Annotated in this window: 22 protein-coding genes and 1 pseudogene; 9 read left to right on the top strand and 14 right to left on the bottom strand. The window is 72.6% G+C overall.

Annotated elements, in window-relative coordinates; all coding sequences use genetic code 11:
- Positions 1–117: 117 nt before the first annotated feature.
- Positions 118–1,299: an aldose epimerase family protein gene (locus ACFZB9_RS35175; RefSeq protein ID WP_391454001.1), complete on the bottom strand. Its 1,182-nt coding sequence runs from the start codon at positions 1,297–1,299 to the stop codon at positions 118–120.
- 74 nt (positions 1,300–1,373) lie between these two features.
- Positions 1,374–4,325 (bottom strand): AAA family ATPase, encoded by a 2,952-nt coding sequence (locus ACFZB9_RS35170; protein WP_391453999.1) that lies wholly within the window; start codon positions 4,323–4,325, stop codon positions 1,374–1,376.
- A 326-nt stretch (positions 4,326–4,651) separates the two neighbouring features.
- Here ACFZB9_RS35170 and ACFZB9_RS35165 point away from each other — a divergent pair, with 326 nt between their 5' ends.
- From ACFZB9_RS35165 to ACFZB9_RS35155, 3 genes are all read left to right on the top strand, one after another.
- Positions 4,652–5,599 carry a hypothetical protein gene (locus ACFZB9_RS35165; RefSeq protein ID WP_391453998.1) on the top strand — a complete coding sequence of 316 codons (948 nt, stop codon included), beginning with the start codon at positions 4,652–4,654 and terminating at the stop codon, positions 5,597–5,599.
- A 120-nt stretch (positions 5,600–5,719) separates the two neighbouring features.
- Entirely contained in the window at positions 5,720–7,225 is a 1,506-nt protein-coding gene (locus ACFZB9_RS35160; protein WP_391453996.1) for an aldehyde dehydrogenase family protein, read from the top strand.
- Between the two features lie 31 nt (positions 7,226–7,256).
- Entirely contained in the window at positions 7,257–7,625 is a 369-nt protein-coding gene (locus tag ACFZB9_RS35155; RefSeq protein WP_391453995.1) for a DUF779 domain-containing protein, read from the top strand.
- A 64-nt stretch (positions 7,626–7,689) separates the two neighbouring features.
- Here ACFZB9_RS35155 and ACFZB9_RS35150 read toward each other — a convergent pair whose 3' ends face one another.
- Positions 7,690–8,916, bottom strand: coding sequence for a serine hydrolase domain-containing protein (locus tag ACFZB9_RS35150; RefSeq protein ID WP_391453993.1), 1,227 nt, complete (start codon positions 8,914–8,916; stop codon positions 7,690–7,692).
- A 59-nt stretch (positions 8,917–8,975) separates the two neighbouring features.
- On the opposite strand from ACFZB9_RS35150, the gene ACFZB9_RS35145 reads away from it, so the two are divergent.
- Positions 8,976–9,479: an NUDIX hydrolase gene (locus tag ACFZB9_RS35145; protein ID WP_391453992.1), complete on the top strand. Its 504-nt coding sequence runs from the start codon at positions 8,976–8,978 to the stop codon at positions 9,477–9,479.
- On the opposite strand, the gene ACFZB9_RS35140 is transcribed toward ACFZB9_RS35145, so the two are convergent.
- Both ACFZB9_RS35140 and ACFZB9_RS35135 read right to left on the bottom strand, forming a co-directional pair.
- The gene (locus ACFZB9_RS35140; RefSeq protein WP_391453991.1) at positions 9,461–10,141 is read right to left on the bottom strand and encodes a cytochrome b/b6 domain-containing protein; all 681 of its coding nucleotides are present in this window, start codon (positions 10,139–10,141) and stop codon (positions 9,461–9,463) included. The genes ACFZB9_RS35145 and ACFZB9_RS35140 overlap by 19 nt on opposite strands.
- On the bottom strand, positions 10,125–10,856 hold the full coding sequence (locus tag ACFZB9_RS35135) for a molybdopterin-dependent oxidoreductase (RefSeq protein ID WP_391453989.1): 732 nt from the start codon (positions 10,854–10,856) through the stop codon (positions 10,125–10,127). Before ACFZB9_RS35135 ends, ACFZB9_RS35140 begins: the two co-directional genes overlap by 17 nt.
- Positions 10,857–10,995: 139 nt before the next feature.
- Between ACFZB9_RS35135 and ACFZB9_RS35130 the strand changes: the two genes are divergently transcribed.
- Together ACFZB9_RS35130 and ACFZB9_RS35125 are read left to right on the top strand one after the other, a co-directional pair.
- A complete protein-coding gene (locus ACFZB9_RS35130) occupies positions 10,996–11,790 on the top strand; it encodes a TetR/AcrR family transcriptional regulator (RefSeq protein ID WP_391453988.1) in 795 nt (264 codons plus the stop codon).
- 79 nt (positions 11,791–11,869) lie between these two features.
- Positions 11,870–13,915 carry a hypothetical protein gene (locus tag ACFZB9_RS35125; RefSeq protein ID WP_391453987.1) on the top strand — a complete coding sequence of 682 codons (2,046 nt, stop codon included), beginning with the start codon at positions 11,870–11,872 and terminating at the stop codon, positions 13,913–13,915.
- A 154-nt stretch (positions 13,916–14,069) separates the two neighbouring features.
- Here the strand turns inward: ACFZB9_RS35125 and ACFZB9_RS35120 are convergent, their stop codons facing one another.
- The 3 genes from ACFZB9_RS35120 to ACFZB9_RS35110 all read right to left on the bottom strand — a co-directional run bounded on the left by ACFZB9_RS35120 (position 14,070) and on the right by ACFZB9_RS35110 (position 16,034).
- Complete coding sequence (locus tag ACFZB9_RS35120; RefSeq protein WP_391453986.1) at positions 14,070–14,642, bottom strand: cysteine dioxygenase; 573 nt, start codon at positions 14,640–14,642, stop codon at positions 14,070–14,072.
- 143 nt (positions 14,643–14,785) lie between these two features.
- Complete coding sequence (locus ACFZB9_RS35115) at positions 14,786–15,691, bottom strand: LysR family transcriptional regulator (RefSeq protein ID WP_391453984.1); 906 nt, start codon at positions 15,689–15,691, stop codon at positions 14,786–14,788.
- A gap of 88 nt (positions 15,692–15,779) precedes the next feature.
- A complete protein-coding gene (locus ACFZB9_RS35110) occupies positions 15,780–16,034 on the bottom strand; it encodes a LapA family protein (protein WP_391453982.1) in 255 nt (84 codons plus the stop codon).
- A gap of 197 nt (positions 16,035–16,231) precedes the next feature.
- Here ACFZB9_RS35110 and ACFZB9_RS35105 point away from each other — a divergent pair, with 197 nt between their 5' ends.
- On the top strand, positions 16,232–17,086 hold the full coding sequence (locus ACFZB9_RS35105; protein ID WP_391453980.1) for an aldo/keto reductase: 855 nt from the start codon (positions 16,232–16,234) through the stop codon (positions 17,084–17,086).
- A gap of 192 nt (positions 17,087–17,278) precedes the next feature.
- Here ACFZB9_RS35105 and ACFZB9_RS35100 read toward each other — a convergent pair whose 3' ends face one another.
- Positions 17,279–18,187 carry a MarR family winged helix-turn-helix transcriptional regulator gene (locus ACFZB9_RS35100; protein ID WP_391453978.1) on the bottom strand — a complete coding sequence of 303 codons (909 nt, stop codon included), beginning with the start codon at positions 18,185–18,187 and terminating at the stop codon, positions 17,279–17,281.
- Positions 18,188–18,701: 514 nt separating this feature from the next.
- Between ACFZB9_RS35100 and fabG the strand changes: the two genes are divergently transcribed.
- Positions 18,702–19,469, top strand: coding sequence for a 3-oxoacyl-ACP reductase FabG (fabG, locus tag ACFZB9_RS35095; protein WP_391453977.1), 768 nt, complete (start codon positions 18,702–18,704; stop codon positions 19,467–19,469).
- A gap of 267 nt (positions 19,470–19,736) precedes the next feature.
- Here fabG and ACFZB9_RS35090 read toward each other — a convergent pair whose 3' ends face one another.
- Both ACFZB9_RS35090 and ACFZB9_RS35085 read right to left on the bottom strand, forming a co-directional pair.
- The gene (locus tag ACFZB9_RS35090) at positions 19,737–19,940 is read right to left on the bottom strand and encodes a hypothetical protein (RefSeq protein ID WP_391453975.1); all 204 of its coding nucleotides are present in this window, start codon (positions 19,938–19,940) and stop codon (positions 19,737–19,739) included.
- A gap of 80 nt (positions 19,941–20,020) precedes the next feature.
- Positions 20,021–20,269: a hypothetical protein gene (locus tag ACFZB9_RS35085; RefSeq protein ID WP_391453973.1), complete on the bottom strand. Its 249-nt coding sequence runs from the start codon at positions 20,267–20,269 to the stop codon at positions 20,021–20,023.
- A 117-nt stretch (positions 20,270–20,386) separates the two neighbouring features.
- Between ACFZB9_RS35085 and ACFZB9_RS35080 the strand changes: the two genes are divergently transcribed.
- Positions 20,387–20,662, top strand: coding sequence for a DUF6343 family protein (locus ACFZB9_RS35080; protein ID WP_391453971.1), 276 nt, complete (start codon positions 20,387–20,389; stop codon positions 20,660–20,662).
- 34 nt (positions 20,663–20,696) lie between these two features.
- Here the strand turns inward: ACFZB9_RS35080 and ACFZB9_RS35075 are convergent, their stop codons facing one another.
- The 3 genes and pseudogenes from ACFZB9_RS35075 to ACFZB9_RS35065 form a co-directional block, all read right to left on the bottom strand.
- Positions 20,697–22,097 carry an aspartate aminotransferase family protein gene (locus ACFZB9_RS35075; RefSeq protein ID WP_391453969.1) on the bottom strand — a complete coding sequence of 467 codons (1,401 nt, stop codon included), beginning with the start codon at positions 22,095–22,097 and terminating at the stop codon, positions 20,697–20,699.
- Positions 22,087–24,009, bottom strand: a complete 1,923-nt coding sequence (gene dxs, locus ACFZB9_RS35070; protein ID WP_391453968.1) for a 1-deoxy-D-xylulose-5-phosphate synthase — start codon at positions 24,007–24,009, stop codon at positions 22,087–22,089. The genes ACFZB9_RS35075 and dxs overlap by 11 nt, the downstream gene beginning before the upstream one ends.
- Positions 24,010–24,092: 83 nt before the next feature.
- Positions 24,093–24,233: pseudogene (locus ACFZB9_RS35065) on the bottom strand (4-hydroxy-3-methylbut-2-en-1-yl diphosphate synthase); the annotation flags it as partial.

The following is a 24,233-nucleotide window of genomic DNA, read 5'->3' as shown; positions in this document are numbered from 1 at the left end:
CTCAGGCGTGCTCGCCTGGCTCTGGAGGGACGCGCGCGCAGGGCATTCTCCTCGGGAAAGGCGGCGCTGAGGGACGGCACGCCGTCTGTGGTACGAACTTTGACGCAGTGATACTAGTCATCTCATGTGACTAGTGGGAAAGTCCCAGGCAAACCGCAGGATCGTCACCGAGCGAAACTCCTGCCCGGGCCGCAGCTCGGTGGACGGGTAGCCCGGGTGGTGCGGCGAGTCCGGGTGGTGCTGGGTCTCCAGCGCCACACCGGCGTACGGCCCGTAGGCGGTCCCGCTCACCCCGCGCACCTCGCCCCGGAAGGCGTTGGCCGTGTAGACCTGCACGCCCGGCTCGGTGGTGAGCACCTCCACCGAGCGCCCGGAGACCGGGTCCTGGAGCAGCGCCGCGCGCACCGGCGGGCCGTCCTGCGAGCGGGCGCGCAGCACCCAGTTGTGGTCGTAGCCGCCGGGGCCGGCCAGTTGCGGGTGGTCCTGGTGGATCGCCTCGCCGATCGGCCGGGCGGTGCGGAAGTCGAACGGGGTGCCGGCCACCGGCTCGTACGGGCCGTAGGGGATCTGCCGCTGGTCGACCGGGGTGTACGCGTCGGCGTCCAGGGTGAGCAGGTGCCCGAGCACGTCGCCGCTGCCCTCGCCGGCCAGGTTCAGGTAGGCGTGGTTGGTCAGGTTGACCACGGTGGGACGGGTGGTGACGGCCCGGTACTCGATGGCCAGCTCACCGGTGGGCGAGAGCAGGTAGTCGACCCGGACGTCCAGCGCACCCGGGAACCCCTGGTCGCCGTCCGGGCTGTGCAGGCGCAGCCGGACACCGGCGCGCGGTCCGCCGGCCGACTGTCCGCCGGCTCCCTTCTCGTCCGGCGCCATCTCGTCCGGCGCGATCTCGTCCGGCGTCGTCCGGGCCGGCACCTCCTCGGCGGTCCAGATCCGGTTGGCGAAGCCGTCGGGGCCGCCATGCAGGGTGACCCCGGCGCCGGTCGGCGCGAGCGGGTGGGCCACCCCGTCCAGGGTGATCACGCTGTCCGCGATCCGGTTGGCGTAGCGCCCGACGGTGGCCCCGAAGTGCCGGGCCGGGCCGAGGATCTGGCCCAGGTCCTCGGTGCCGAGCAGGACCTGGGCCACCGCCCCGGTGCGGTCGGGGATCCGCACCCCGTGCAGGGTGGCGCCCAGGGTCAGCACCGTCACCTCGACGGGGCCGGCCCGCAGTGTCCAGCGCTCGACCGCGGCACCCGCCCCGCCGGGCGCCAACGGGGCGTGCGAGACCGTCACCGGGTGCGCGGGATTCGGCGCCATCTGCTGCTCCTCGGGCCAGGGGAACCAGGCTTTCTGTCGGCAGCAACCCTAGAGCTTGTCAGGTCCCTTCCAGGTCAAGGCCTCTCGGTGTCCCGGCCCGGCATGCCGAGGGCCGCGGCCAGCCCCTCCCTGGTGCTGCCGGTCTTGCGGTGCACGGCCGCCAGCCGACGGTTGATCAGGCTCACCGCGACGTTCAGCCGCTCGGCGATCTGCACCGGCGACAGGCCCTCCACGGTCAGCTCGGCGACCCGCCACTCGGCCATGCTGAGCGCGTCCCGCCCGGTGCTGCGCAGCCGGTTGGGCCGCAGGCCCGAGGCCTTGAGCTCCTCACGGGCCCGGGCCACCAGGCCGTCGGCGTTGCACTCCACGCCCAGCTCCATGCCCTGGTGCAACTGCTCGGTGGCCTCGTCGAGCCGGCCCACCCGGCGCAGCGCCGCGCCCAGGTCGACCAGCGCGAAGGCGTGCTCGTAACCCGCCGGGGAGCGGCCGAGTACCCGCACGGCCTCGCCGAGCAGTTCCACCGCCTGCTGCCCGTCGGCCACCGCGGCGCTCATCCGCAAGGCGCTGCCGACCGCCGAGGAGGCGCCGAACTCCCTGGCCCGGCGCACCCCCTGCGCGGCCAGCTCACGGGCCCGGTCCGGCTCCTCGGGCAGCACGGCCTGGGCGAGGTGGCCGATCCACGGCGCCCAGATGGTGTTGTGCCAGCCGCGTTCGGCCAGCCGCCCGCCGACCTCGGTGAACACCTCCGCCGCGGGGCGCCGGTCGCGCTGGGCCAGCAGCAGCTTGCCGTAGAGGGTGGCCGCGTCCGGCAGCACCATCGCGGTGGGGTGGTAGGGCGGCGCGAAGCCGTGGTCGGCGGCCAGCTTCCAGGCCTCCTCCACCCGGCCGCGGGCCAGCAGGGTGTCCGCCAGCACGCCGACCGCGTCCCACTGCAACGGCAGGCCCGGGCCCAGCCGGCGGGCGATCCGCAGCGCGCTGCGCAGGAACTCCTCCGCCTCGGCCAGCGCGCCGCGGCGGAACCGCACCAGGCCCATCAGGAAGTAGGCGAAGCCGAGATGGCCACCGCCCCAGCCGGCCACCTCGAAGGCCCGGATCGCCTCCTCGAAGAGCTTCTCGGCGCGGTCCAGCCGGTCGGTGTAGATGTAGGTCAGGCCGATGATCCCGGGCAGTTCCAGGCCCCAGGCGCTGCTGGTCCAGCCAAGCCCGTCGGGCAGCCGGCCGTCCGGCAGCAGCGCGGAGTCCACCAGGGCCAGCACCTGGGTCACGTCGGCGCCCTGCAGCGTCAGGTCCCAGGCCCGCAGCGCCCGGGCGGCACGCGCGTACAGGTCGTCACCCGCCGGGTCGGCGGCGGTCAGCTCGGCGCTGAGCTGTGCGAGGCGCGCCGAGCGGGCCGGGCCGTCCACCTCCTCGCGCTGGAAGGCGGCCCAGATGAAGTGGGCCACCTGCAGCCTGGTCCGCCCCGGGCCCGGCGCGGTGCGCTCGGCCTCCGCCAGGGTGATGTCGGCGGCCGCCACCAACTGGCCGCTGTGCGCCAGCACCTCGGAGAGCCGGAAGGTCGCGTCCACCCGCAGCTCGCTGCTCAGGCCCGGGTCGTCCAGCGCCAGCCGCAGCTGGTTGACCGTGCTGACCGGGTCGGTGAGCAGCGTGGCGCAGCCCAGTTCGTAGATCACCTCGGCCCGGTCCTCGTCCTCCGGTGGTTCGGCCAGCGCCCGGTCCAGGCAGCGCACGGCGGCGTCCGGGGCGCCGACCGCCAGGTGCTCGCGGGCGGCCCGGCGCAGCTTGGCGACCACCTCGGGATCGCCTTCCGGGTGGGTCTCCAGCAGATGGCGGGAGGACTCCATCAGCGGGCGCCCGGCGTGCTCCAGCTCCTGCGCGGCCTTGCCGTGCATCGCGGTGCGCATGCCCAGCCGGATGGACTTGTAGAGCGAGGTGGCCAGCAGCGGGTGGACGAACTCCAGCGGTCCGTCGGCCGGGCCGTAGAGCACCTGCTGACGGCGCAGTTCGGCGATCGCCTCGGCCGCGGCGGCCGGGGTCATCCCGGCGATCCTGGTCGCCACCGGGATCGCGACCTGGGTGTTGAGCATCGCCGCGGCCTGGCCGAAGTTGAAGGTGTTGACGCCGAGTTTGCCCAGCCAGTACTCGCGGTCCATGCCCTGTGCCTCGGCGGCCAGGTCGTGCAGCAGCAGCACGTTCTCGTGCACCGGCTCGATGCCGCTCTCGCGGATCTTGGCCAGCAACGCGTTGACCAGGAACGGGTTGCCGTCGGTGACCGCCCAGACCTGGCGGCAGAAGGAGTCCTCGGCGGTGTCGGGGAAGACCTCGCGGACCAGCTTCTCGGTCGCCTTGGGCTGCAGGCCCTGGAACTCCAGGTGCCGATGCGAGTTGCCGGCCACCAGGGTGCGGAAGGCCTGGGCCTGCTGGGGCAGTTCGCCCGAGCGCCAGGCGACGGCCAGCAGCACCGGCAGCTCGGGACAGCGCTGCGCGAAGGACTCCAGCCAGCCCAGCGACTCCAGGTCGGCCCACTGCAGATCGTCCACCAGCATGACCAGCGGCGCCTTGAGGCGGGCCAGCTGGGTCATCACGTAGTCCAGACCCACCCGCACGCTCTGCGGGTCGGCCGCCTCGCCGCTGGGGACCGCCAGCCCGATCGCCGGCCCGGCGACCTCGTGCCAGGGGCCGAGCACCTCACGGCGCTGCTCGGAGTCCAGCCGCAGCAGCTCGGGCAGCAGCAACTGGCGCAGCAGGTAGAAGGGTTCGTTGCCGCGCTGCTCACCGGCCCGGCCGCTGAGCACGGTCAGGCCCTGGCGCCCGGCCAGCATCCGGACCTGGCGGAGCATGCTCGTCTTGCCCAGGCCGGGCTTGCCGCTGTAGAGCAGCAGCGAGCCGAGCTCGATGCCGCCGGCCGCGAACTGCCGCCCCAGGGTGTCGATCGCCGTCCTGGCCGCGCTGATCGCGGCCTCGCGCTCGTAGAGTCGCGGGAGCGCCGGCACCTCGTCCGCTTCCTGCCCGTTCTCCCGTTCGGTCACCGTCGGTCCCCTCCGCCTCTCCCGGGCTGCCCCAGCTTGCGCGTCGAGTCGCGCGCCGCCGGATTTCGCGCACTCCTGCCGGATGCCACGAACTCTTTCCGTGAGGCTAGCGCCGTTGCGGGCCCGACGCCGTCCCTTCGCGCAGGTAGCGACTCTGACGATGGTTCAACTGCAGATGCCGCGGGCAATTGCTGCGACAGTCAGGCCATCCGATGGTGTGATCGGCTACCCTGCGGCCCGGGCGACCCAGGGATCATGGCACGACTCACGGCGCCACCCGAAGCAGGCGTCACCCGTACGACCGGCCCTCACCTCCCGGGAGTCCGATGTCCGATGCGACCACCCTTGATGTCCCCTACCCCTACCGCCGCAACCCGCACCGGGTTGACGCCGAGGCCCACCACCGGGCCTGGCTGGCCGAGCACCGGATGCTCGGCAGTGCGCTGACGCCCGAGGCGTACGACCGCTGGGACGTGCCCGACCTGGCGGCCCTCAGCTACCCGGACTGCACCACCGAGGAGTTGGCGCTGGCCACCGACCTCATGGGCTTCTACTTCCTGTTCGACGACCAGTTCGACGGGCCGCTCGGCTACCAGCCGGCCGCGGTCGCACGGCTCTGCGACCAGCTGATCGGCGTGCTGCACGGCACGCCCGCCCCCGAGGACACCCCCTGCGCCCGCGCCTTCGAGGACCTCTGGCAGCGGATCAGCCGCGGTATGTCCCCGCGCTGGCGGGCCCGCGCGACCTTCAACTGGGAGTCCTACTTCGCCAGTCACCCGGCCGAGGCGGCGGGCCGGCGCGCCGGCCGGCTGCCCGACCGGGAGACCTACCTGATCCTGCGCCGGGGCACCGCGGCGATGGAGTCGGTGCTGGACATGGTCGAGCGGCTGGGCCGCTTCGAGGTGGCCCCGGCCGCCTTCCACAGCCCGCCGCTCAAGCAGCTGCGCCAACTGGTCGCCGACATCCCCTCGCTGAGCAACGACATCCGTTCCTACCCGCAGGAGGCACCCCGTGGGGACGTGAACAACCTGGTGATGATCGTGCGGCAGGAGCGCGGCTGCTCGCTGGAGGAGGCTGGCTCGGTGGTGCTCGCCGAGGCCCAGCTGATGGTGGACCGCTACACCCACCTGGTCGACGAACTCCCGCGCACCTACCGGGAGCTGGAGCTCGGACCGGACCAGAGCCGGACCGCGCAGCGCTACGCGGACGGCCTGACCGCCTGGCTCTCCGGCTACCTGAGCTGGGAGAGCGGCACCGGCCGTTACCAGCCCTAGGACCCGTCCGGGCGCCCCGGTGAGCAGTTCGGTACACACCGTAGCCGATCAGCTCGCGCCCGGCTAGGGTGCCCAGAGCACGCCAACTGTCGGCCATCACCTGGCTAGGAGAACCCGGACTTGACGATCTTTCAGCCACCCACCAGCTTCAAGTCCCGCTACGAGAACTGGATCGGCGGCGCCTGGGTGCCGCCGGTACGCGGCCAGTACTTCGAGAACCCGACCCCGGTCACCGGTCAGGTCTTCTGCGAGGTCGCCCGATCCAGCGCCGCCGACGTCGAGTTGGCCCTGGACGCGGCGCACGCCGCCGCGCCCGCCTTCGGCCGCACCTCCCCCGCCGAGCGGGCGCTGCTGCTGAACCGGATAGCCGACCGGATGGAGGCCAACCTCGAACTGCTGGCCGTGGCAGAGAGTTGGGAGAACGGCAAGCCGGTGCGCGAGACGCTGGCCGCGGACATCCCGCTGGCCATCGACCACCTGCGCTACTTCGCCGGCGCGATCCGGGCCCAGGAGGGCTCGCTCTCGCAAATCGACGAGGAGACCGTCGCCTACCACTTCCAGGAGCCGCTGGGCGTGGTCGGCCAGATCATCCCGTGGAACTTCCCGATCCTGATGGCGATCTGGAAGCTCGCCCCGGCCCTGGCCGCGGGCAACGCGGTCGTGCTCAAGCCCGCCGAGCAGACCCCCGCCTCGATCCTGGTCCTGATCGAGCTGGTCGCCGACCTGCTGCCGGCCGGGGTGGTCAACGTGGTCAACGGCTTCGGTGTGGAGGCGGGCAAGCCGCTGGCCTCCAGCAGCCGGATCCGCAAGATCGCCTTCACCGGCGAGACCACCACCGGCCGGCTGATCATGCAGTACGCCAGCGCCAACCTGATCCCGGTCACCCTGGAGCTGGGCGGCAAGAGCCCCAACCTGTTCTTCGCCGACGTCGCGGCCGAGCAGGACGCCTTCTACGACAAGGCGTTGGAGGGCTTCACCATGTTCGCCCTCAACCAGGGCGAGGTCTGCACCTGCCCCAGCCGGGCGCTGATCCAGTCGTCCATCTACGACCGGTTCCTCGGCGACGGCCTGGAGCGGGTGCGGGCCATCAAGCAGGGCAACCCGCTGGACACCGACACCATGGTCGGCGCCCAGGCCAGCAACGACCAGTTGGAGAAGATCCTCTCCTACATCGAGATCGGCCAGGCCGAGGGCGCCAAGGTGCTGGCCGGCGGCGAACGGGTCGAGCTCGGCGGCGACCTGGCGGGCGGCTACTACGTGGCGCCGACCGTCTTCGAGGGCCACAACGGGATGCGGATCTTCCAGGAGGAGATCTTCGGACCGGTGGTCGCGGTGGCCCGCTTCGAGGACTTCGAGGACGGCATCGCGCAGGCCAACGACACGCTCTACGGGCTGGGCGCGGGCGTCTGGAGCCGGGACGGCTCCACCGCCTACCGGGCCGGGCGGGCGATCCAGGCCGGGCGGGTGTGGACCAACTCGTACCACCTCTACCCCGCGCACGCGGCCTTCGGCGGCTACAAGAACTCCGGGATCGGCCGGGAGACCCACAAGATGATGCTGGACCACTACCAGCAGACCAAGAACCTGCTGGTCAGCTACTCGCCGCAGGCGCTGGGCTTCTTCTGATGAACGGGCTTGCGAGGGGCGGGGCCTGCTGATGGCGAGGGTGGCGATCACCACGGCGGCGGCCGAGCTGCTGCGTGAACTGTCCCTGGAGCACGGGTCGCTGATGTTCCATCAGTCCGGTGGCTGCTGCGACGGGTCGGCGCCGATGTGCTACCCCGCCGGGGAGTTCCGCACCTCCGACAGCGATGTGCTGCTCGGCGAGCTGACGGTGGCCGGGCTGCCCGACCCGGTCGGCGTCTGGATGGCCCGCGACCAGTTCGCCTACTGGTCGCACACCCACCTGACCATCGACGTGGTACCCGGACGCGGCAGCGGCTTCTCGCTGGAGACGCCGACCGGGCAGCGGTTCCTGACCCGCTCCCGGCTGCTGACCGACCAGGAGGCGGCGGAACTCGGCTGACCCGGCGAGGTGTCCGGCGACCGGTCGATGACCGGCCGCCGGCACCTCGCCGGACACCCCGCCGTCAGACCGCGTCGAGGCAGGACCGCACGGCCGCGATCAACCCCCGGGAGCGGATGTCGCCGGTCACCCCCGGCTGCATCCCGCAGGTGACGTAGCCGAAGCCCAGCCCGAGCTCCGGATCGGCGAAGCCGAGTGCTCCCCCGCGCCCCGGGTGTCCGAAGGCCGCGGGCGAGCTCATCGGCGAGGTCGAACTGTGCCGGAAGTAGCCGTGCCCGAAGCGCGAGTTGACGATCAGCACCCGATCGGGACCGTCGGCGGCCGGTCCCACCGCCTCGGCCAGCGTCCTGGGCGTGAAGAGCGCGGGCAGCGGCTGCCCGGGCGGGCCGCCGTGCCGGTCGGCCACGCCGATCAGCGCCGCGTAGAAGCGGGCCACCGAGCGGGCCGTACCGATCCCGTTGGCGCCGGGGATCTCGGCGGCCTGCGCGGCCGGGTCGTTCAGGTCGAGCCGCGGCTCGACGGCCCCGAAGGCGCGGGCGGTCAGCGAGGCCGGGTCCTGGTAGGCGGCCACCACCGAGCGCTTGGGCCGCAGCTTCAGCCCGCTCGCCCCCTGGCCCACGGCGGCCGGCGGCGCGGGCAGGTCGACCAGCCGGCCCACCCGGGGCGCGGCGCCGGCCGGCAGCCCGATCCACAGGTCCAGGCCGAGCGGCCGGGCGATCTCCTCGGCGAAGTACCGCCCCACCGTGCGTCCGCTCGCCCGCCGCACCACCTCGCCGACCAGCCAGCCGAAGGTGTAGGGGTGGTAGCCGTGCGCGCTGCCCGGCTCCCAGGCCGGCGCCTGCGCGGCGACCGCGGCCACCGCGGGCTCCCAGGCCAGCACATCCTCCACCCGCAGCGGGGTGTCCAGCGCGGGCAGCCCGGCGCGGTGCGAGAGCAGCCAGCGCACCGGGATCCGCTCCTTGCCGGCCGTCCTGAACTCCGGCCAGTACTCGGCCACCGGCGCGTCCAGGTCGAGCAGGCCGCGCTGGGCCAGCAGCAGCGCGACGGCGGCCGTGCAGCCCTTGGTCACCGAGCGCAGCACCTGGGCGGTGTCCGCCGTCCAGGCCACCGCGGGCACCGGCCGGCCGCCGACCTCGGGACGCGCGTCGCCGCCCCACAGGTCCACCACCTTGTGCCCGCGGACATAGAGCGCCACGGCCGCGCCGAGCTCCCCGTAGTCCCGGAAGTTGCGCTCGAAGGCCGCCCGGACCGGCTCATAGCCCGGCGCCGTCTCGCCCCAGATCTCCACCACCGCGCGCCGTCCTGCCGTTTCGTCCCGCCGATGCCTCTTGGAACCTTAGTCTGATCATCATGAGTGACCCTCGGGATGAGCTGCTGGACGTGGTCGACGAGCACGACCGGGTGATCGGCACCGCGCCGCGCGGCGAGGTCTACCGGCGCCGCCTGACCCACCGCTGCGTGATGATCCTGGTCCGCGACACCGAAGGCCGGATCTTCGTGCACCGCCGCTCGGCCGACAAGCTCTTCGCACCCGGCGCCCACGACGTCTTCGTCGGCGGGGTGGTCGGCGCCGGCGAGAGCTACGCCGAGGCCGCCGTCCGGGAGGCCGAGGAGGAGCTGGGCGTGAGCGGCATCAGCACCGAGCCGCTGTTCCGCTTCCTCTTCGAGGAGCCCGGCTACTCCTGGTTCTGCGACGTGCACCAGGCGCGCTGGACCGGCCCGGTGGCACCGCAGGCCGAGGAGATCGACTGGCACGGCTGGCTCACCGACGCCGAGGTCGCCGACCGGCTGACCCACTGGGAGTTCGTCCCGGACGGGCGCGAGGCCTACCGCCGCTACCTGGCCCGCGGCTGATCCGGCAGCTGCGCCGGGGCCCGGGCCGGCCCGAGGTCGCCCTCCTCCTCGGTGGGCTCCCACTGCGGGTGCTCGCGCACCGCCCAGCCGCGCTCCACCCACCCGGTGCGCATCCCGCGCCGGGCCTGCGGGTCGCGCAGCGCCATCCACAGGTGGCCGCCGACCACCACGCCCACCGCGAGCGCCAGCCAGTCGTGCACGAAGGTCGCCCCGGTGCGCCAGCCCAGCGGGGCCAGGCCGGTGAACCACATCAGCAGCCCGGTGCCGAGCATCACCAGCGTGGCGCCCGCGATCCAACTCGCCCAGAGCTTCTGCCCCGCGTTGAACTTCCCGGCGCTGCGCCGGTAGGAGCGCCACAGCGCCGCCTTCAGCCACTCCCGGTCGTAGGGCGCGAAGCGGTTCAGCCGGCCCAGGTCCCGGCGCAGCGCCCGGGAGCCGAGGCCGAGCAGCAGCGGCACCGGTAGCGCCAGCCCCGACCACTCGTGCACCGTTTCCACCAGGCGCCGGCGGCCCACCAGCTCGGCCAGCTGCGGCAGGTAGAGGCAGGCGGCGGTGGCGATGCAGGTCAGCATCAGCGTCGCCGTGCAGCGGTGCACCCAGCGCTCGGCGCGGGTGAACCGGGGCAGCGGCCGGTCCGCGTCCGTGTCAGCTGGTCGGGGCATCGTCGCGCCCGTTGGACTTGCCGACCCAGGCATCGACGTCATAGCCGTAGTTCTCCCAGTAACCGGTCTCGACATCTGGTGTGACGGTGATCCCGGAGAGCCACTTCGCCGACTTGTAGAAGTACATCGGCGCCACGTACAGCCGCACCGGGCCGCCGTGGTCGTGGGTGACCGGTTTGTCCTGCATCTTCAGCGCCACCAGCACGTCGTCCCGGCGGGCCTGGTCCAGCGTGAGGCTCTCGGTGTAGCTGCCGTCGAAGCAGGTGAAGTGCACGGCGGTGCCCGCCTCCTGGACCCCGGCCGCCGTCAGCAGGTCCGCGAGCCGGACGCCTTCGAACGGCGTGCCGGGCACCCGCCAGCCGGTCACGCACTGCACGTCGTGCACCAGCCGGGTCTGCGGCAGCGCCTGCAGATCGGCCAGCGTGTAGGAGCGCGGCCGGTCCACCAGTCCGCCGACCGTGAGCTGGTAGTTGGCAGCCGTCCTGACCGGCACCGGACCGGTGACCGAGTAGTAGCGGAAGCCGCCGGAGTCGGGCAGCAGGCCGGTCAGCCCGGTCGGGTCCCGCTGCGCTATTCCGGCCAGCGCCGAGTTCACGGCGTTGGACAGGGTCGGGCCCGCGGCCACCCCGGCCACGCCCAAGCCGAGCATCCCGAGCAGCACGCGTCGGCCGACCGGAGTACCCCGGGTCGGTGCATCGTCGTTCACGTCCGCCATTGTCACCGCCCTTGATGAGGGCGGGACCGTTCGCGGCCGGGACGTCAGACTTTCGTCATCTCTGCGCGCGGATCAGTGCGGATCGGCAGGCGTACGACGGGGGTGGGGCCGGATCGCCGAGGTGGATAGGGTGACGCCCATGTCCCCCCGCACGCCGCACGCGGCGTCCCAGTCCGCGGCCAGAGCCCAGCCGCGACGGCGGTTGAGCGTCGACGAGCGGCGCGAGCAGCTGATCGCCGTCGCCCTGGACCTGTTCAGCGCCCGGCCGCCGGAAGAGGTGTCGATCGACGACATCGCGGCGGCGGCGGGCGCCTCCCGGCCGCTGGTCTACCACTACTTCCCGGGCAAGCAGGCGATCTACGAGGAGTCGCTGCGCCGGGCCGGGCAGGAGCTGGCCGGCCGCTTCGAGGAGCCGCACACCGGCCCGCTCTCCGAGCGGCTGGCCCGGGTGATGGACCGCTACCTGGGCTTCGTGGCCGGCCACGGTCCCGGCTTCGCGGCCCTGCTGCGCGGCGGCTCGGTGGCGGCCAGCCCCGGCACCAACGCGGTGATCGACGAGGTCCGGCGGGCCGCCCAGGACCAGATCCTGGCCCACCTCGCGCTGCCGGACCCGAGCCCCGGGCTGCGGCTGACGGTGCGGACCTGGATCGCCAACGCCGAGATCAGCTCGCTCGCCTGGCTTGCCGACCGGCAGCAGCCGCCCCGCGCGCAGGTCCGCCAGCGGCTGGTGCAGGACTTCGTGGCCGCCCTGGTGGTGACGGCCGCGCGCGAGCCGGCGCTGGCCGCCGCCCTGCCCGGCTTCCTGGCCGCCGAGCACCCCGGCTCCCCGACCGGCGCGCTGGTCCGCGACCTCGGCGGCCTGCTGGCCGTCCCCGGCCTGCCTGAGGCCCTCGGTGCCCTGATGGCCCCGGATCCCGAGCAGGCGGGCACGTAGCCAAAGCCGTCCGGCCGGTCTGATACAACAGCGGAGCGGACGAAACAGCACAACAGAGAGCGATCGGGGGCTGCGGATCATGACGCAGGACGGCCACGGGGGCGCGCCCATGGGCCTGGCGGGAGCCGACGGCCCGGCGGTGGGGGGCCTGGCGGGAGCGGCCGTGGTGGCCCCCGCCGAGCGGATCTCCGCAACACTCGACTCGCTGGCCGAGGCGCTGCTCGGCCCGGACATCAACCGGCAGGCGCCCGGCGCCCTCGACGCCGGCCCGCGCACCACCGGGGTGGAGCAGCCGCCGGGCCTCTTCGACACCTGGCTCACCCAGAGCGGCCACGGCCGGCTGGCCCGCCCCGGCGACGGCACCGTGGTCTCCTGCGCCACGCAGCCGCCCGCGGGCTCGGCCGCCGGCACCGTCGAGCACCTGCTGGCCCGCTACGGCCGCGAGCCCGTGCGCGGGGTTGCGGCCACCACGCTGGCCGCCTTCCAGCTGCCGGTCACCGCCGAGCCCTCGGCCGCCCGGCTGCGGCCGCCGTTCGCCGCGCCGCTGGCCGAGCTCGCCGCCGGCCGGCAGACCCTGCTGCCCGCCGAACTGCCCACCGGCAGCGGGGTGGAGGTGCGGCTGAGCGTGCCGCCGGCCTTCCACGCGCTGACGGCGCGCGGCGGCGACCAGGCCTCGGCCGAGCAGCTCGGCGAGGTGGCGGAGGAGCTGTTCGCCGCCGACGGACCGTCCGCCCGCCGGGACTGGGCCGTGCTCAACGCCGCGCTGCTGGACGAGAGCGCGGCCGCCGACGTGCGGTTCAGCGCGGTGGCGGCGGTGCGGATCGACGGGCGGCCGAGCAATGCCTCGCTGGTCGTCGCACTGCACCGGGACCGGACCCCGATCGCCGAACTGGCCGCCGAACTGGCCACCTCCCGGCCCCAGGCGGAGGTGTGGACGGTGATCCTGCCGTGCGGCCCCGCCGTGGTGCTGGTCCAGGGCCGCACCGGGGCGATCCCGGCCGCGCTGGCCGCCGACGGCACCCGGCGCTGGGTGGTCTCCTCGGTGGTCCAGGCGTTCCTGCCGCTGCCGGACGGTGCCTCGCTGCTGACCGTGCAGCTGGGGACCGCGCACGGCGAGGACTGGGAGCTGTACGCGACGGTCTTCGCGGAGCTGCTGCGGAGCGTGGAGCTCGGCTGGGACGGGGTGGACGGCCGGCTCAGCCCGGGTACGGCCACCGGCTCGCCCGCGCCGGTGACGGTGACGCCGGTGCCCCAGCCCGCGGCCCCGGCACCGGCCCCGCAGCCCGCACCGGCACCGGCACCGGCACCGGCACCGGCGCCCGCACCCGCACAGCCCGCTCCCCCGGTCGCCGCACCGCCCGTCGTCGTCCCGCCGCCACCGCCGATGCCGCCGACCGCGCCACCGCCACCGCCCGTGCCGCCCACCGTCGCGCCCGCACCCGCACCCGAGCCCGCGCCACCGGCACCCGAACCGGCACTCGAACCGGCGCCCGCCAAGAAGGGCACCCCGGTCAACGTCCCCCCGCCGGACTTCGACCCCTTCGCCCCGCCGACCGAGCCCGCTCCGGCCGCAGCCCCCGCGCCCACCGCCGCCCCGGCGGCCGCCGCCGGCGTGCCCGAACCGCAGCCCGAGCCCGCCCAAGCCGCGCTCGACCCGTTCGGCACGGTGATGAAGAACGAGCCGCTCGACCCCTTCGGCACCGTCACCCGCAACACGGCCGGCGCGCCGGCCAAGCCCGCCGCGGCCCCCACCCCCATGCCCGCCGCCACCACCGCCCCGGCGCCCGGCAAGGGCACCCGGGTGAACGTCCCGCCGCCGGACTTCGACCCCTTCGCGCCCCCGACCGAACCCGAGCCCGCTCCGGCCACCGAGGCGGCGTCCGGGACCGAGCCGACCGAGGCGCCGGCTCCCAAGGGCACCCCGGTCAACGTCCCGCCGCCCGATTTCGACCCCTTCGCCCCGCAGACCGAGCCCGAACCGGCCGCGGCCCCCAAGGGCACCACGGTCAACGTCCCGCCGCCGGACTTCGACCCCTTCGCGCCCGAGAACCATGTCGCGCCCACCCCGGTGACCAGCGACGCAAGCGAATCACCAGCACCGCTCAAGCCCGATCCGTTCTCCTAGCCGCAGCAGCAGCTGACGGGGCGCCACCCGCCGGGCTCCCCTGGGGCCGCCCCCACCGGCCCGTCCCGGCGGGTCCCCCACTCCGGTGCCCCGTCAGCCAAGCTGCCCCGCCCTGGGCCCCGGACCAATCCGGGGCCTCGGGCCGACCGGCGCCTCAGGCCTGCTCGCCCTCGGGGCACGCGTAGACGCGACGGACGCTGCTGCCCAGCCGCAGCACGTCCGCGCCGTAGAGGTGGATCGAGATCGCGGTGCCGCTACAGGAGTTGCGCACCAGGTGGATGTCACCGGGCGGCGCGAAGCCGGCCACCGAGCCGAGCGGGTTGACCACGTCCTCGGTGGCGACCAGCCGCGCCGCGCCGATGCCCTCGGGGACCAGCTGGTAGCGGCGCTCGCTCTCCTGGCCCTGGTGCACCCCGGCCACGCACCAGGAGACGTGGTCATGGATCGCGGTCTGCTGCCCGGGCAGCCAGACCAGCGCCACCACCGAGAAGCTGCCGTCCGCCTCGGCGTGCAGCACGTGCTGGCGGTAGCAGTCCGGGTCGCCGAGTTGCTGGTCGGGGGTGAGCAGTTCGGGGTCGCCGAGGAAGCCGCGCAGCTGCTCGGCCACCAGCTCGGCGGTCACTGCGGGGGTCAGGCCTCGACTCACCACGGCGCGGGTCCGCGCCACCAGTGCCTCGGCCAACGGTGTGATGCGAGCGGCCGTACGGGCCGTGGTGGTCGCTGTCATGCCAGCAGCTTCCGCCCCGGCCTTCGGCCGCGTCCAAGCAGTGTTTCTTGGCGAACCCCTACGCCCGCTTATCGATCCGCCCCGGACCGGCCCCGGATGGCGGCCCCTCAGTGCCCGCGCACGATCGGATCCCTGACGTCCGCTCAGCAGCCCAGCCGGGCCGCGGCGGCCGAGCGCAGCCCGTCCAGGACCAGCTCGGTGGCGGGCAGCGGCAGGTGCTCGGGCAGGACATAGGCGCAGACCTGACGGCGGACGTGCGGCTCCAGCGCCCGTCCGGTGACCTTGCGGTGGCAGAGGAAGGACAGGACCAGCGAGGGCGCCACCGCCAGCCCCACCCCGGCCGCCACCAGGCTCTGCAGCGCCAGGTTGTCGTCGGTGGTGAAGACGATGTCGGGCTCGAAGCCCGTCTCCGCGCAGATCTGCAGGAAGTTCGCCCGGCAGCGCGCGCAGCCGGCGATCCAGCGGGCCTGGGCCAGCTCGGCCAGCCGCACGGCGTGCCGGCGGCTCAGCGGATGGCCCACCGGCAGCAGCACCGTCAGCAGGTCCTCCATCAGCGGGATCTCCACCAGCTCGCCCGGCAGCTCGGCGCGCATCCCCGGGTAGCTGAAGGAGAGCGCGATGTCGCACTCGCCGGCCAGCAGCTTGTGCAGCGACTCGGGCGGCTCGGCCTCCAGCAGTTCGACCCGCACCGCGGGGTGGTCGGCCAGCAGCCGGGCCATCGCCTGCGGGATCAGGGTGGCGTTGGCGCTGGGGAAGGCGCAGACCCGCACCCGTCCGGCCCGCAGCCGGGCCAGCGCCTGGAGCTGCTGCTGCGCGGCGCCGAGGTTGCCGAGGATCACCGAGGCGTGCCGGGCCAGCGTCTCGCCGGCCTCGGTCAGCCGCATCCGACGGCCGTCCCGGGCGAACAGCGGAACCCCGGCCTCCCGTTCCAGCGCGCGTATCTGCTGCGTGACGGCCGGCTGGGTATAGCCGAGCGAGCGCGCGGCGGCGGTGTACGAGCCGGTGCTGACCACCTCATGGAAGGTCCGGATGTGTCGGGAGTCCAGCATCCCTGAATCATAAGCAGAAGTTGGCAATCACTCACCAAGGCCTACTTGTGGTGATCACTGGCGCCGACATCCCGGCTGGTGGCGCGTGCTACCGCCCCTCACGTCGGCCCTTGAACAGATAGCCGATCACCCCACCGATCAGCAGCGTCGCGGCGAGCGCGATCCACAGCGGCGCCGTCACGGTGAACACCCAGAACTGGATCTTGACGTTGTTGAGATTGGCCAGCAGGAACCAGAGCGCGAGCGCGAAGAGCACCACACCGGCGATCAGCCTGGTGGGAATGCCGGCGATATCGCCCTGCCGCTTCTGTCCTGCGAACGAGCTGTCCGATTTTCTGGTCACCCGGGCAGTCTGCGCCCCGCGACCCCGGCGGATCGCGCGATCCGCCGCCGGCTGCCCCGAACGGCGTAGCACGGGACGCCCAAGCGGGTGGCCGACGACCCGGACCAGGCGAAATCCGCCGCACCGGGAACACCCGTGAGCTGCCGCTTGTTGACCCGACAGCAGAACTCGACAACCCCGAAGGGCCACCACAGCTCGTGAGCACCATTCCCACGATCACCCTGAACAACGGCGTCGCGATCCCGCAGCTCGGCTTCGGCGTCTGGCAGGTTCCCGAGGACGAGGCGGCCGCTGCCGTGCGCACCGCCATCGAAACCGGCTACCGCAGCATCGACACCGCCGCCATCTACGAGAACGAGGCCGGCACCGGCCTTGGCATCCGCCAGGCAGGCGTCCCGCGTGACGAGCTGTTCATCACCACCAAGCTGTGGAACAGCGGCACCCGCGACTGGACCGGTCAGGCCGGCCGGGAGGCCGTGCTCAGCGAGTTCGACGCCTCGCTGGCCAAGCTCGGCCTGGAGTACATCGACCTCTACCTGATCCACTGGCCGCGCCCGATGCACGGCAGCTACGCCAACGTCTGGAAGGGCCTGGAGGAGCTGCTCGCCTCGGGTCGCACCAAGGCGATCGGCGTCTCCAACTTCGGCCAGGCCGAGCTGACGCACCTGTTCGAGACCACCTCGGTGGTGCCGGCGCTCAACCAGGTCGAGCTGCACCCGCACTTCCCGCAGCACGAGCTGCGCGCCTTCCACGCCGAGCACGGCATCGCCACCGAGGCGTGGAGCCCGCTGGGCCAGGGCAAGGAGCTGCTCACCGAGCCGGTCCTGACGCAGATCGCCGCCAAGCACGGGCGGACCACCGCTCAGGTGGTGCTCCGCTGGCACCTGCAGAGCGGCCTGATCGCGATCCCGAAGTCGGTCACCCCCTCGCGGATCAAGGAGAACCTGGCGGTGACCGGCTTCGAGCTGGACGCCGAGGACCTCGCCGCGATCGCCGGCATCGAGACCGGCAAGCGCCTGGGCCCCGAGCCGACCACCTTCGACTGGAACTGAGTCGTCCGGCCAGGGATCAGCCGCACCCCTGGCATCGGTACTTCCGGGACTAACTGACTGCGGATAGCTGAACCGCACGTCAGTCCGGCGACGTTTTTCCTGTGTTGGGCTCCCGTCAGTCGGCGGGAGCCCACACGTATGCGTAACTTCAGGTAATTCCCAGACAATTCCCAGGAATTTCCGGGCGAATCGTTACGCCACCGGTGCGAGCCGAGCCGCCTTTGCCAGCAGGGCAATGGCCGGCTGGTGCTCGGCCGGATCCAGCGGTTCGAGCAGCAACCGCTCCACCTCCGCCACTCCGGCGGCAGCGCTGTGCAGCAGCTCCTGACCGGTCGGCGAGAGCGAGAGCAGGTTGCGCCGCCCGTCCGACGGGTCGCGCCGACGCAGCACCAGACCGCGCCGCACCAGTCGGCTGACCATCTCGGCCATCGTCGCCTTGTCCAGCGAGGCCAGCTCGCCGACCGTGCGCTGGTCGGCCCCTGGTTCGCTCTCCAGGGCGTCCAGCACCGCGAATTGAGGTGCCGTCAGCTCCGATCCGACGTGCTCGGACCAGAGCTTGGTGTGCACCTGCTGGCCGACCCTGATCAGGTAGCCGACCGCCCGCTGCGCGTCCAGCAGCGGCCGGGTGTCGGTCAGCGCGGCCACCGCGGCCGGCTCCAACTTGGCTATCTTGGCCAGGAATCGAACAAGATCGAGCTGCTCGTCGCTGGTCAGCGGCTCGAACAGGGTGCGCTGTACCCGCACCACGCCGCCGGTGGCCTCACGGACCGCCTGGGCGCCGTTCTGCGAGAGCGCGAGCAACTTGCGCCGGCCGTCCGCCGGATCGCGACGGCGCAGCACCAGGCCACGCCGTACCAGCCGAGCGACCATCTCGGCCATCGTCGCCTTGTCCAGCGAGGCTCGTTCGCCCACGGTGCGCTGGTCAGCGCCCGGTTCGAGAGCGAGCGCGAGCAGGACAGCGAATTGAGGAGCCGTCAGTTCGGCTCCTACGTGTTCGGACCACAGCCGGGTGTGCACCTGCTGGGCCACGCGGATGAGGTGACCGGGCGACTGCTGCAGTCGTCCGGGCACACGGGTCGTCGGGATCTCCCCCAGCACCATGAATCCGTCCTGATGTCACACCCGGCGTGCTGTGGGACACCCGGGCGGGGCAGTAGCGGCGTGCTGGCCTCCCTTGGTCCGAATCGAGATCAACCGCACTGATTTCGACCCGAATCGAGGGGAGCTCCGCCGTGCAGCCGACGGCTGCTGGCGCACACTATACAAACGGAGTCCGCCCAGCGGCAGGCAGGGGCAGATAGTAGACGGATGTTCGGCGGACTTGTGGTATTTCTCCCCCAGCGTTCGGTCAGGAACAGCCCGGCAAGGCGCTCTGGCCCCCTCAACTACCCGCCGGTAGGGTGACCGCACAGTGCCCTCGCCCCCAACTTCGGGGCCCACCGGCACCAGCGGGACAGGTCGGCTCAAGCAATTGGATCGACCCAATCGATCCAATCGGCCCGGCCGGTCCATTCGGCCCTTCCGAAGCAATCGGTCCGTCCGAAGCAATCGGCCTGACCGGTCCAATCGACCCGTCCGAAGCAATCGGCCCCAGCAAGAGAGATGAGTACGACGCATGACGGAACAGAGCAGCACGTCCCGGGTCGCGATCGTCACCGGCGCCGCCCGCGGCATCGGTGCAGTCACCGCCCAGCGACTGGCCGCCGACGGCTACGCCGTCGCGGTGGTGGACCTGGAGGAGTCGGCCGGCAAGGACACCGTCGAGAAGATCACCGCGGCCGGCGGCCGGGCCCTGGCCGTGGGCGCGGACGTCTCGGACGAGGCCCAGGTGCAGGCCGCCGTGGACCGGATCGCGGCCGAACTCGGCACGCCGGTGGTGCTGGTGAACAACGCCGGGGTGCTGCGCGACAACCTGCTCTTCAAGATGTCGGCCGCTGACTGGGACACCGTCATGAGCGTGCACCTGCGCGGCGCGTTCCTGATGACCCGTGCGGTGCAGAAGCACATGGTCGACGCCGGCTTCGGTCGCATCGTCAACCTCTCCTCCTCCTCGGCGCAGGGCAACCGCGGCCAGGCCAACTACTCGGCCGCCAAGGCGGGCCTCCAGGGCTTCACCAAGACCCTGGCGATCGAGCTGGGCAAGTTCGGCATCACCGCCAACGCGGTGGCCCCCGGCTTCATCGCCACCGACATGACCGCCGCCACCGCGGCCCGGGTCGGCATGGAGTTCGAGGCTTTCAAGGAGGCCGCGGCCACCCAGATCCCGGTCCAGCGGGTGGGTGTGCCCGAGGACATCGCGCACACCATCTCGTTCCTCGCCAGCGAGGGCGCGGGTTTCGTCAGCGGCCAGGTGATTTACGTCGCCGGCGGTCCACTCGACTAGTCCGTCCGTCGTAGCGCCTCTGGTCATCGCGAAGAGAAGATGACCAAAGGCGCTACGTCTTTCTCCGGCCCGGATCCCGGTTCCACCGGGGCAGCCGGACCGACGGCTGTCCACCGGGAGGATGACCGGGTTCGCTCCGGCGCACGCCGGGCGGCATCGCGGGGCACAGGACCGAGCCGGGCGCGCGTCCACCCGCGCCAAACCATGGATTCGAACACGTCGCGGGTCCCTGGGGGTCGCCGACCCGGCGCCTACTCGGCCGAGCGGTCAGTGCTCGCGCATCGCCCGTAACCGGGCTGCCTCCACGACCATCACGGCTCGCTCGACCCGGCGGGCCTTGCGCGCCTCGTCCGCGCCGAGCGGCTCGACCACGTGGAAACAGGCCCCGCAGACGTAGCCACCCTCCGGCCCCTCGGAGACCGGGGTGCCGCAGTGGGCGCAGTACCGGGAATAGGTGACGGTGGCGACCATGACGACCTCGCATCGACTACGAAGAGTACGTCCACGGTAGCCGCTTGACGCGGGCCCAGAAAGAGCGAACTGATGGACGATCAGGCGTCGATGGGGTGGCTTCCGGTGATCGATCCGGTTCCGTCGCAGGTCCGGCACGGTTCCTCGCGGTAAGCCTGCTTACTGCCATCGGCCGAAACACGATACCGGGTGTAGGTGCCGGTCCCGCTGCACAGGAAGCAGTTGCCGCCGCCGTCCCGCTCGGTGGTGCCGGTGCCCTTGCAGGTCCGGCACTGCAGACCGGCCAACCGCCCGGTCCCGGTGCAGATGGTGCACACCGCGATGCTCACGCCGGATCCTCCGTTTCTCGCGCTCCCGCCAGGGGGCGAAACGCCCCGACTGCCGAGCCTACCGCCGGAATAACCTGGAGCGGCCGGGGTACCCCGATCCGGACGGAGGTGGACAGCATGCGTCATGCCACCACACCGCGCCGCTGGCGCAGCGGGACCGAACCGGCCACCGCACGCAGTGACCTCAGACTGCGCTTCCTGCTCTCGGTGATCTTCATACCGGTCTTCGCCCTGATGGCGGCCGCCTTCGCCGTCTTCGCCGCGCTGGCGAAACCGACCGGCGTACCCTCCCGGGGCGCCCTGATCGGCTTCGCCATCGCCTGCTTCGTCCTGACCGTCTTCGCCGTCGTCGACCTCTACGTGGTGATCCGGCGCCGCCGGGTCGAGCTGTGAGCCGGTGCGCCCAGGACCGCCTGAGCGCACCGGTCTACCGGTTGCCCACCGCCTGCTTGACCAGGGTCTTGCCGAAGTCCCACATCAGCCCGCCGCCGCTGTGCGCGTCGTCCATCACCTGGCTGAACGCGTCCACGAACCGGTCCACCTCGCGCTCGGTGATGATCAGCGGCGGGATCAGCTTGATCACCTCCAGGTGGTCGCCGGAGACCTGGGTGAGGATCCGGTGCCGCTGCAGCAGCGGCACGACCACCATCTGCGCGAAGAGCCCCTTGCGGGCGGCCTGCAGCGCGGTCCACCCGGTGCGCAGCTTGAGCGAGCGGGGCCGGCCGAACTCGATGCCGATCATCAGACCGCGCCCGCGGACCTCGGCCAGCATCTCGTACGTCCCGGTGAGCGCGGCCAGCCGGGTGCGCAGCAGATCACCGACCCGGCGGGCATTGGCCACCACCTGCTCGTCGCGCATCACCTGCAGGGTGGCCAGGCCCGCCGCCATCGCCTGGGCGTTGGAGCCGTAGCTGGCCGAGTGCACCAGCACCCGGTCCATCGAGGAGTAGACCTTCTCGAAGATCCAGCCCTTGCCCAGGGTGGCACCGATCGGCACATAGCCGCCGGAGAGCGCCTTGGCCGCGCAGACCAGGTCGGGCTGCACGCCCTCCTCGTCCTGGTAGGCGAAGAAGGCGCCGGTGCGCCCGATGCCGGTCTGCACCTCGTCGCAGATCAGCAGCGCCTTGTTCTCGTGCAGCAACTCCTGGGCGGCGCGCAGCCAGCCGGGCGGGGCGGCGTGCACGCCCTTGCCCTGGATCGGCTCGACGATCAGCGCGGCCACGTCGCCCTTGCGCAGCTCGCGCTGGAGCGCGCCGAGGTCGCCGAGCGGGATCGCGGTGTCCGGCAGCAGCGGGCCGAAGCCCTTGCGGAAACCGCCCTCCCCGTTGATCGACAGCGAGCCGGTGGTCAGGCCGTGGAAGGCGTGGTCGCAGTAGAGGATCCGCCCGCGCCCGGTGGCGTAGCGGGCGAACTTGATCGCGGTCTCCACCGCCTCGGTGCCGCTGTTGCCGAAGAAGACCCGGTCCAGCCCCGGCGCCTCGGCGAGCAGCCGCTCGGCCAGCAGGCCGGGCAGCGGGGGGCAGTCGAAACGGGTCAGGTCGGGCAGGTCGAGGTCCATCACCTGCTGGATCGCGTCGCGCACCACCGGGTGGTGGCGGCCGAGCGCGAAGATGCCGAAGCCGGCCAGCATGTCCAGGTACTCGTTGCCCTCGGCGTCGTAGAAGAACGGGCCGCGGGCGCGATCGTAGGTCTTGTCGAAGCCGATGGTGTGCAGCATCCGCGGCAGTTGCGGGTTGAGGTAGCGGCCGTGCAACTCGTACCGCTCGGCACCGCGCTCGGCAAGCAGGGCGGCGAGGTCGAGGGCACCTTCAGGTCGGTCAGCTGGCACGGGGTTCGTTCACTCCTCGGTTCGGCAGCAGGTGCTTGGCGAAGGCGGCGGTCTGGGCGGCGATCCCGGTACCGGTCAGACCGGCCTCCTCCATGATCTCGCCGCGCCCGGCGTGCTGGAGGAACTCCTGCGGGATGCCGAGGTCGCGCAGCGGGGTGGCCACCTCGGCGTCCCGCAGCGCCTGGGCGATGGCCGCGCCGACGCCGCCGGCCCGCCCGTTGTCCTCGACGGTTACCACCAGCTTGTGCGCGGCGGCGAGTTGGACGAGCGCCGGGTCGACCGGCTTGACCCAGCGCGGGTCGACCACGGTGGTGGCCAGGCCGTCGGCGGTGAGCAGCGCGGCGGCGTCCAGGCAGGCGCCGGCCATCGAGCCGACCGAGACCAGCAGCACGTCCTGGCCGGCGCGGCCCGCCACCCGGGTGCGCTGCAGCACGTCCGCCCCGCCCAGGTGTTCGACGGCGGGGATCGCCGGTCCGACCTCGCCCTTGGGGTAGCGCACCACGGTCGGCGCGTCCGTGATCTCCAGCGCCTCGCGCAGCTGGGCCCGCAACTGCTCGGCGTCGCGCGGGGCGGCCAGCCGCAGCCCCGGCACCACCTGGAGGATCGACATGTCCCACATGCCGTTGTGCGAGGCGCCGTCGTTGCCGGTGACCCCGGCCCGGTCGAGCACAAAGGTGACGCCCAGCTTGTGCAGCGCGACGTCCATCAGGACCTGGTCGAAGGCCCGGTTCAGGAAGGTCGCGTAGACGGCGACCACCGGGTGCAGCCCGGCGGTGGCCAGGCCGGCGGCGCTGGTGACCGCGTGCTGCTCGGCGATGCCGACGTCGAAGGTGCGCTTGGGGAAGGCCTTGGCGAAGTCGGCCAGGCCCACCGGCTGGAGCATCGCGGCGGTGATCGCCACCACGTCCGGGCGCTGGGCACCGACGGCCAGCATCTCCTCGCCGAAGACGGAGGTCCAGGAGGTGCCGCCGGAGGGCGAGATCGGCAGGCAGGTGTAGGGGTCCATGGCCCCCACCGCGTGGAAGCGGTCCGCCTCGTCGAGCTCGGCGGGACGGTAGCCGCGGCCCTTGACGGTCAGGCAGTGCACGATCACCGGACCGCCGAAGCCGCGCGCCTTGCGCAGCGCGGACTCCACGGCGGCGATGTCGTGGCCGTCGATCGGGCCGACGTACTTCAGGCCCAGGTCCTCGAACATGCCCTGCGGGGCGAAGGAGTCCTTGAACCCCTTCTTCGCGCCGTGCAGCGCTTCGAAGATCGGCTGGCCGACCACCGGGGTGCGCTGCAGCGCCTCCTTGCCCCAGGCCAGGAACCGCTCGTAGCCCTGGGTGGTACGCAGCGTGGCCAGGTGGTTGGCCAGGCCCCCGATGGTCTTGGCGTAGGAGCGCTCGTTGTCGTTGACCACGATCACCAGCGGCCGGTCCTGCGCCTCGGCGATGTTGTTGAGCGCCTCCCAGGCCAGCCCGCCGGTCAGCGCGCCGTCGCCGATCACCGCGACGGTCTGCCGGTCGGTGCGGCCCTGGATCTGGTGCGCCTTGGCGATCCCGTCGGCGTAGCCGAGCACGGTGGAGGCGTGCGAGTTCTCGATCACGTCGTGCTCGGACTCGGCGCGCGACGGATAGCCGGAGAGCCCGCCCTTGGCCCGCAGCCGGCTGAAGTCCTGCCGGCCGGTCAACAGCTTGTGCACATAGGCCTGGTGGCCGGTGTCCCACAGGATCCGGTCGCGCGGCGAGTCGAAGACCCGGTGCAGCGCGATGGTCAGCTCCACCACCCCGAGGTTGGGGCCGAGGTGGCCCCCGGTGCGGCTGACCGCCTCGATCAGGAAGTCGCGGATCTCCTGGGCCAGTTGCGGCATCCGGTTGGCCGGCAGTCGCCTCAGGTCGGCTGGTCCGTGAACGGAGGACAGGAGTGACATGGCTCCACCTCTCGGCTTGGTCTACAGCTCGGTTTGCTCTACAGGGGCCCGGCCGCTGGCTGGGGGCGGAACGTTCGGATCTCTCAGCCTGCCGCGATCACCGCCGGTACGCCCGCTGGGCCACCGTCGGCCTGCATCTGCTCGGCCAGCTTGAGGGCCTCCTCGATCAGGGTCTCGACGATCTTCGACTCGGGCACGGTCTTGATCACCTCGCCCTTCACGAA

The organism is Kitasatospora sp. NPDC008050 (assembly GCF_042957465.1).
In the GTDB taxonomy this organism is placed as follows: domain Bacteria; phylum Actinomycetota; class Actinomycetes; order Streptomycetales; family Streptomycetaceae; genus Kitasatospora.
This window is presented reverse-complemented; position numbering and strand designations above follow the sequence as displayed.

Coding starts and splice junctions, on each gene's coding strand:
- ACFZB9_RS35100 (WP_391453978.1), bottom strand. CDS start 18,187: ATGGTGCTGGGGGAGATCCCGACGACCCGTGTGCCCGGACGACTGCAG.
- ACFZB9_RS35140 (WP_391453991.1), bottom strand. CDS start 10,141: ATGCCCCGACCAGCTGACACGGACGCGGACCGGCCGCTGCCCCGGTTC.
- ACFZB9_RS35120 (WP_391453986.1), bottom strand. CDS start 14,642: ATGACAGCGACCACCACGGCCCGTACGGCCGCTCGCATCACACCGTTG.
- ACFZB9_RS35175 (WP_391454001.1), bottom strand. CDS start 1,299: ATGGCGCCGAATCCCGCGCACCCGGTGACGGTCTCGCACGCCCCGTTG.
- dxs (WP_391453968.1), bottom strand. CDS start 24,009: ATGTCACTCCTGTCCTCCGTTCACGGACCAGCCGACCTGAGGCGACTG.
- ACFZB9_RS35115 (WP_391453984.1), bottom strand. CDS start 15,691: ATGCTGGACTCCCGACACATCCGGACCTTCCATGAGGTGGTCAGCACC.
- ACFZB9_RS35080 (WP_391453971.1), top strand. CDS start 20,387: ATGCGTCATGCCACCACACCGCGCCGCTGGCGCAGCGGGACCGAACCG.
- ACFZB9_RS35090 (WP_391453975.1), bottom strand. CDS start 19,940: ATGGTCGCCACCGTCACCTATTCCCGGTACTGCGCCCACTGCGGCACC.
- ACFZB9_RS35135 (WP_391453989.1), bottom strand. CDS start 10,856: ATGGCGGACGTGAACGACGATGCACCGACCCGGGGTACTCCGGTCGGC.
- ACFZB9_RS35165 (WP_391453998.1), top strand. CDS start 4,652: ATGTCCGATGCGACCACCCTTGATGTCCCCTACCCCTACCGCCGCAAC.
- ACFZB9_RS35130 (WP_391453988.1), top strand. CDS start 10,996: ATGTCCCCCCGCACGCCGCACGCGGCGTCCCAGTCCGCGGCCAGAGCC.
- fabG (WP_391453977.1), top strand. CDS start 18,702: ATGACGGAACAGAGCAGCACGTCCCGGGTCGCGATCGTCACCGGCGCC.
- ACFZB9_RS35145 (WP_391453992.1), top strand. CDS start 8,976: ATGAGTGACCCTCGGGATGAGCTGCTGGACGTGGTCGACGAGCACGAC.
- ACFZB9_RS35125 (WP_391453987.1), top strand. CDS start 11,870: ATGACGCAGGACGGCCACGGGGGCGCGCCCATGGGCCTGGCGGGAGCC.
- ACFZB9_RS35155 (WP_391453995.1), top strand. CDS start 7,257: ATGGCGAGGGTGGCGATCACCACGGCGGCGGCCGAGCTGCTGCGTGAA.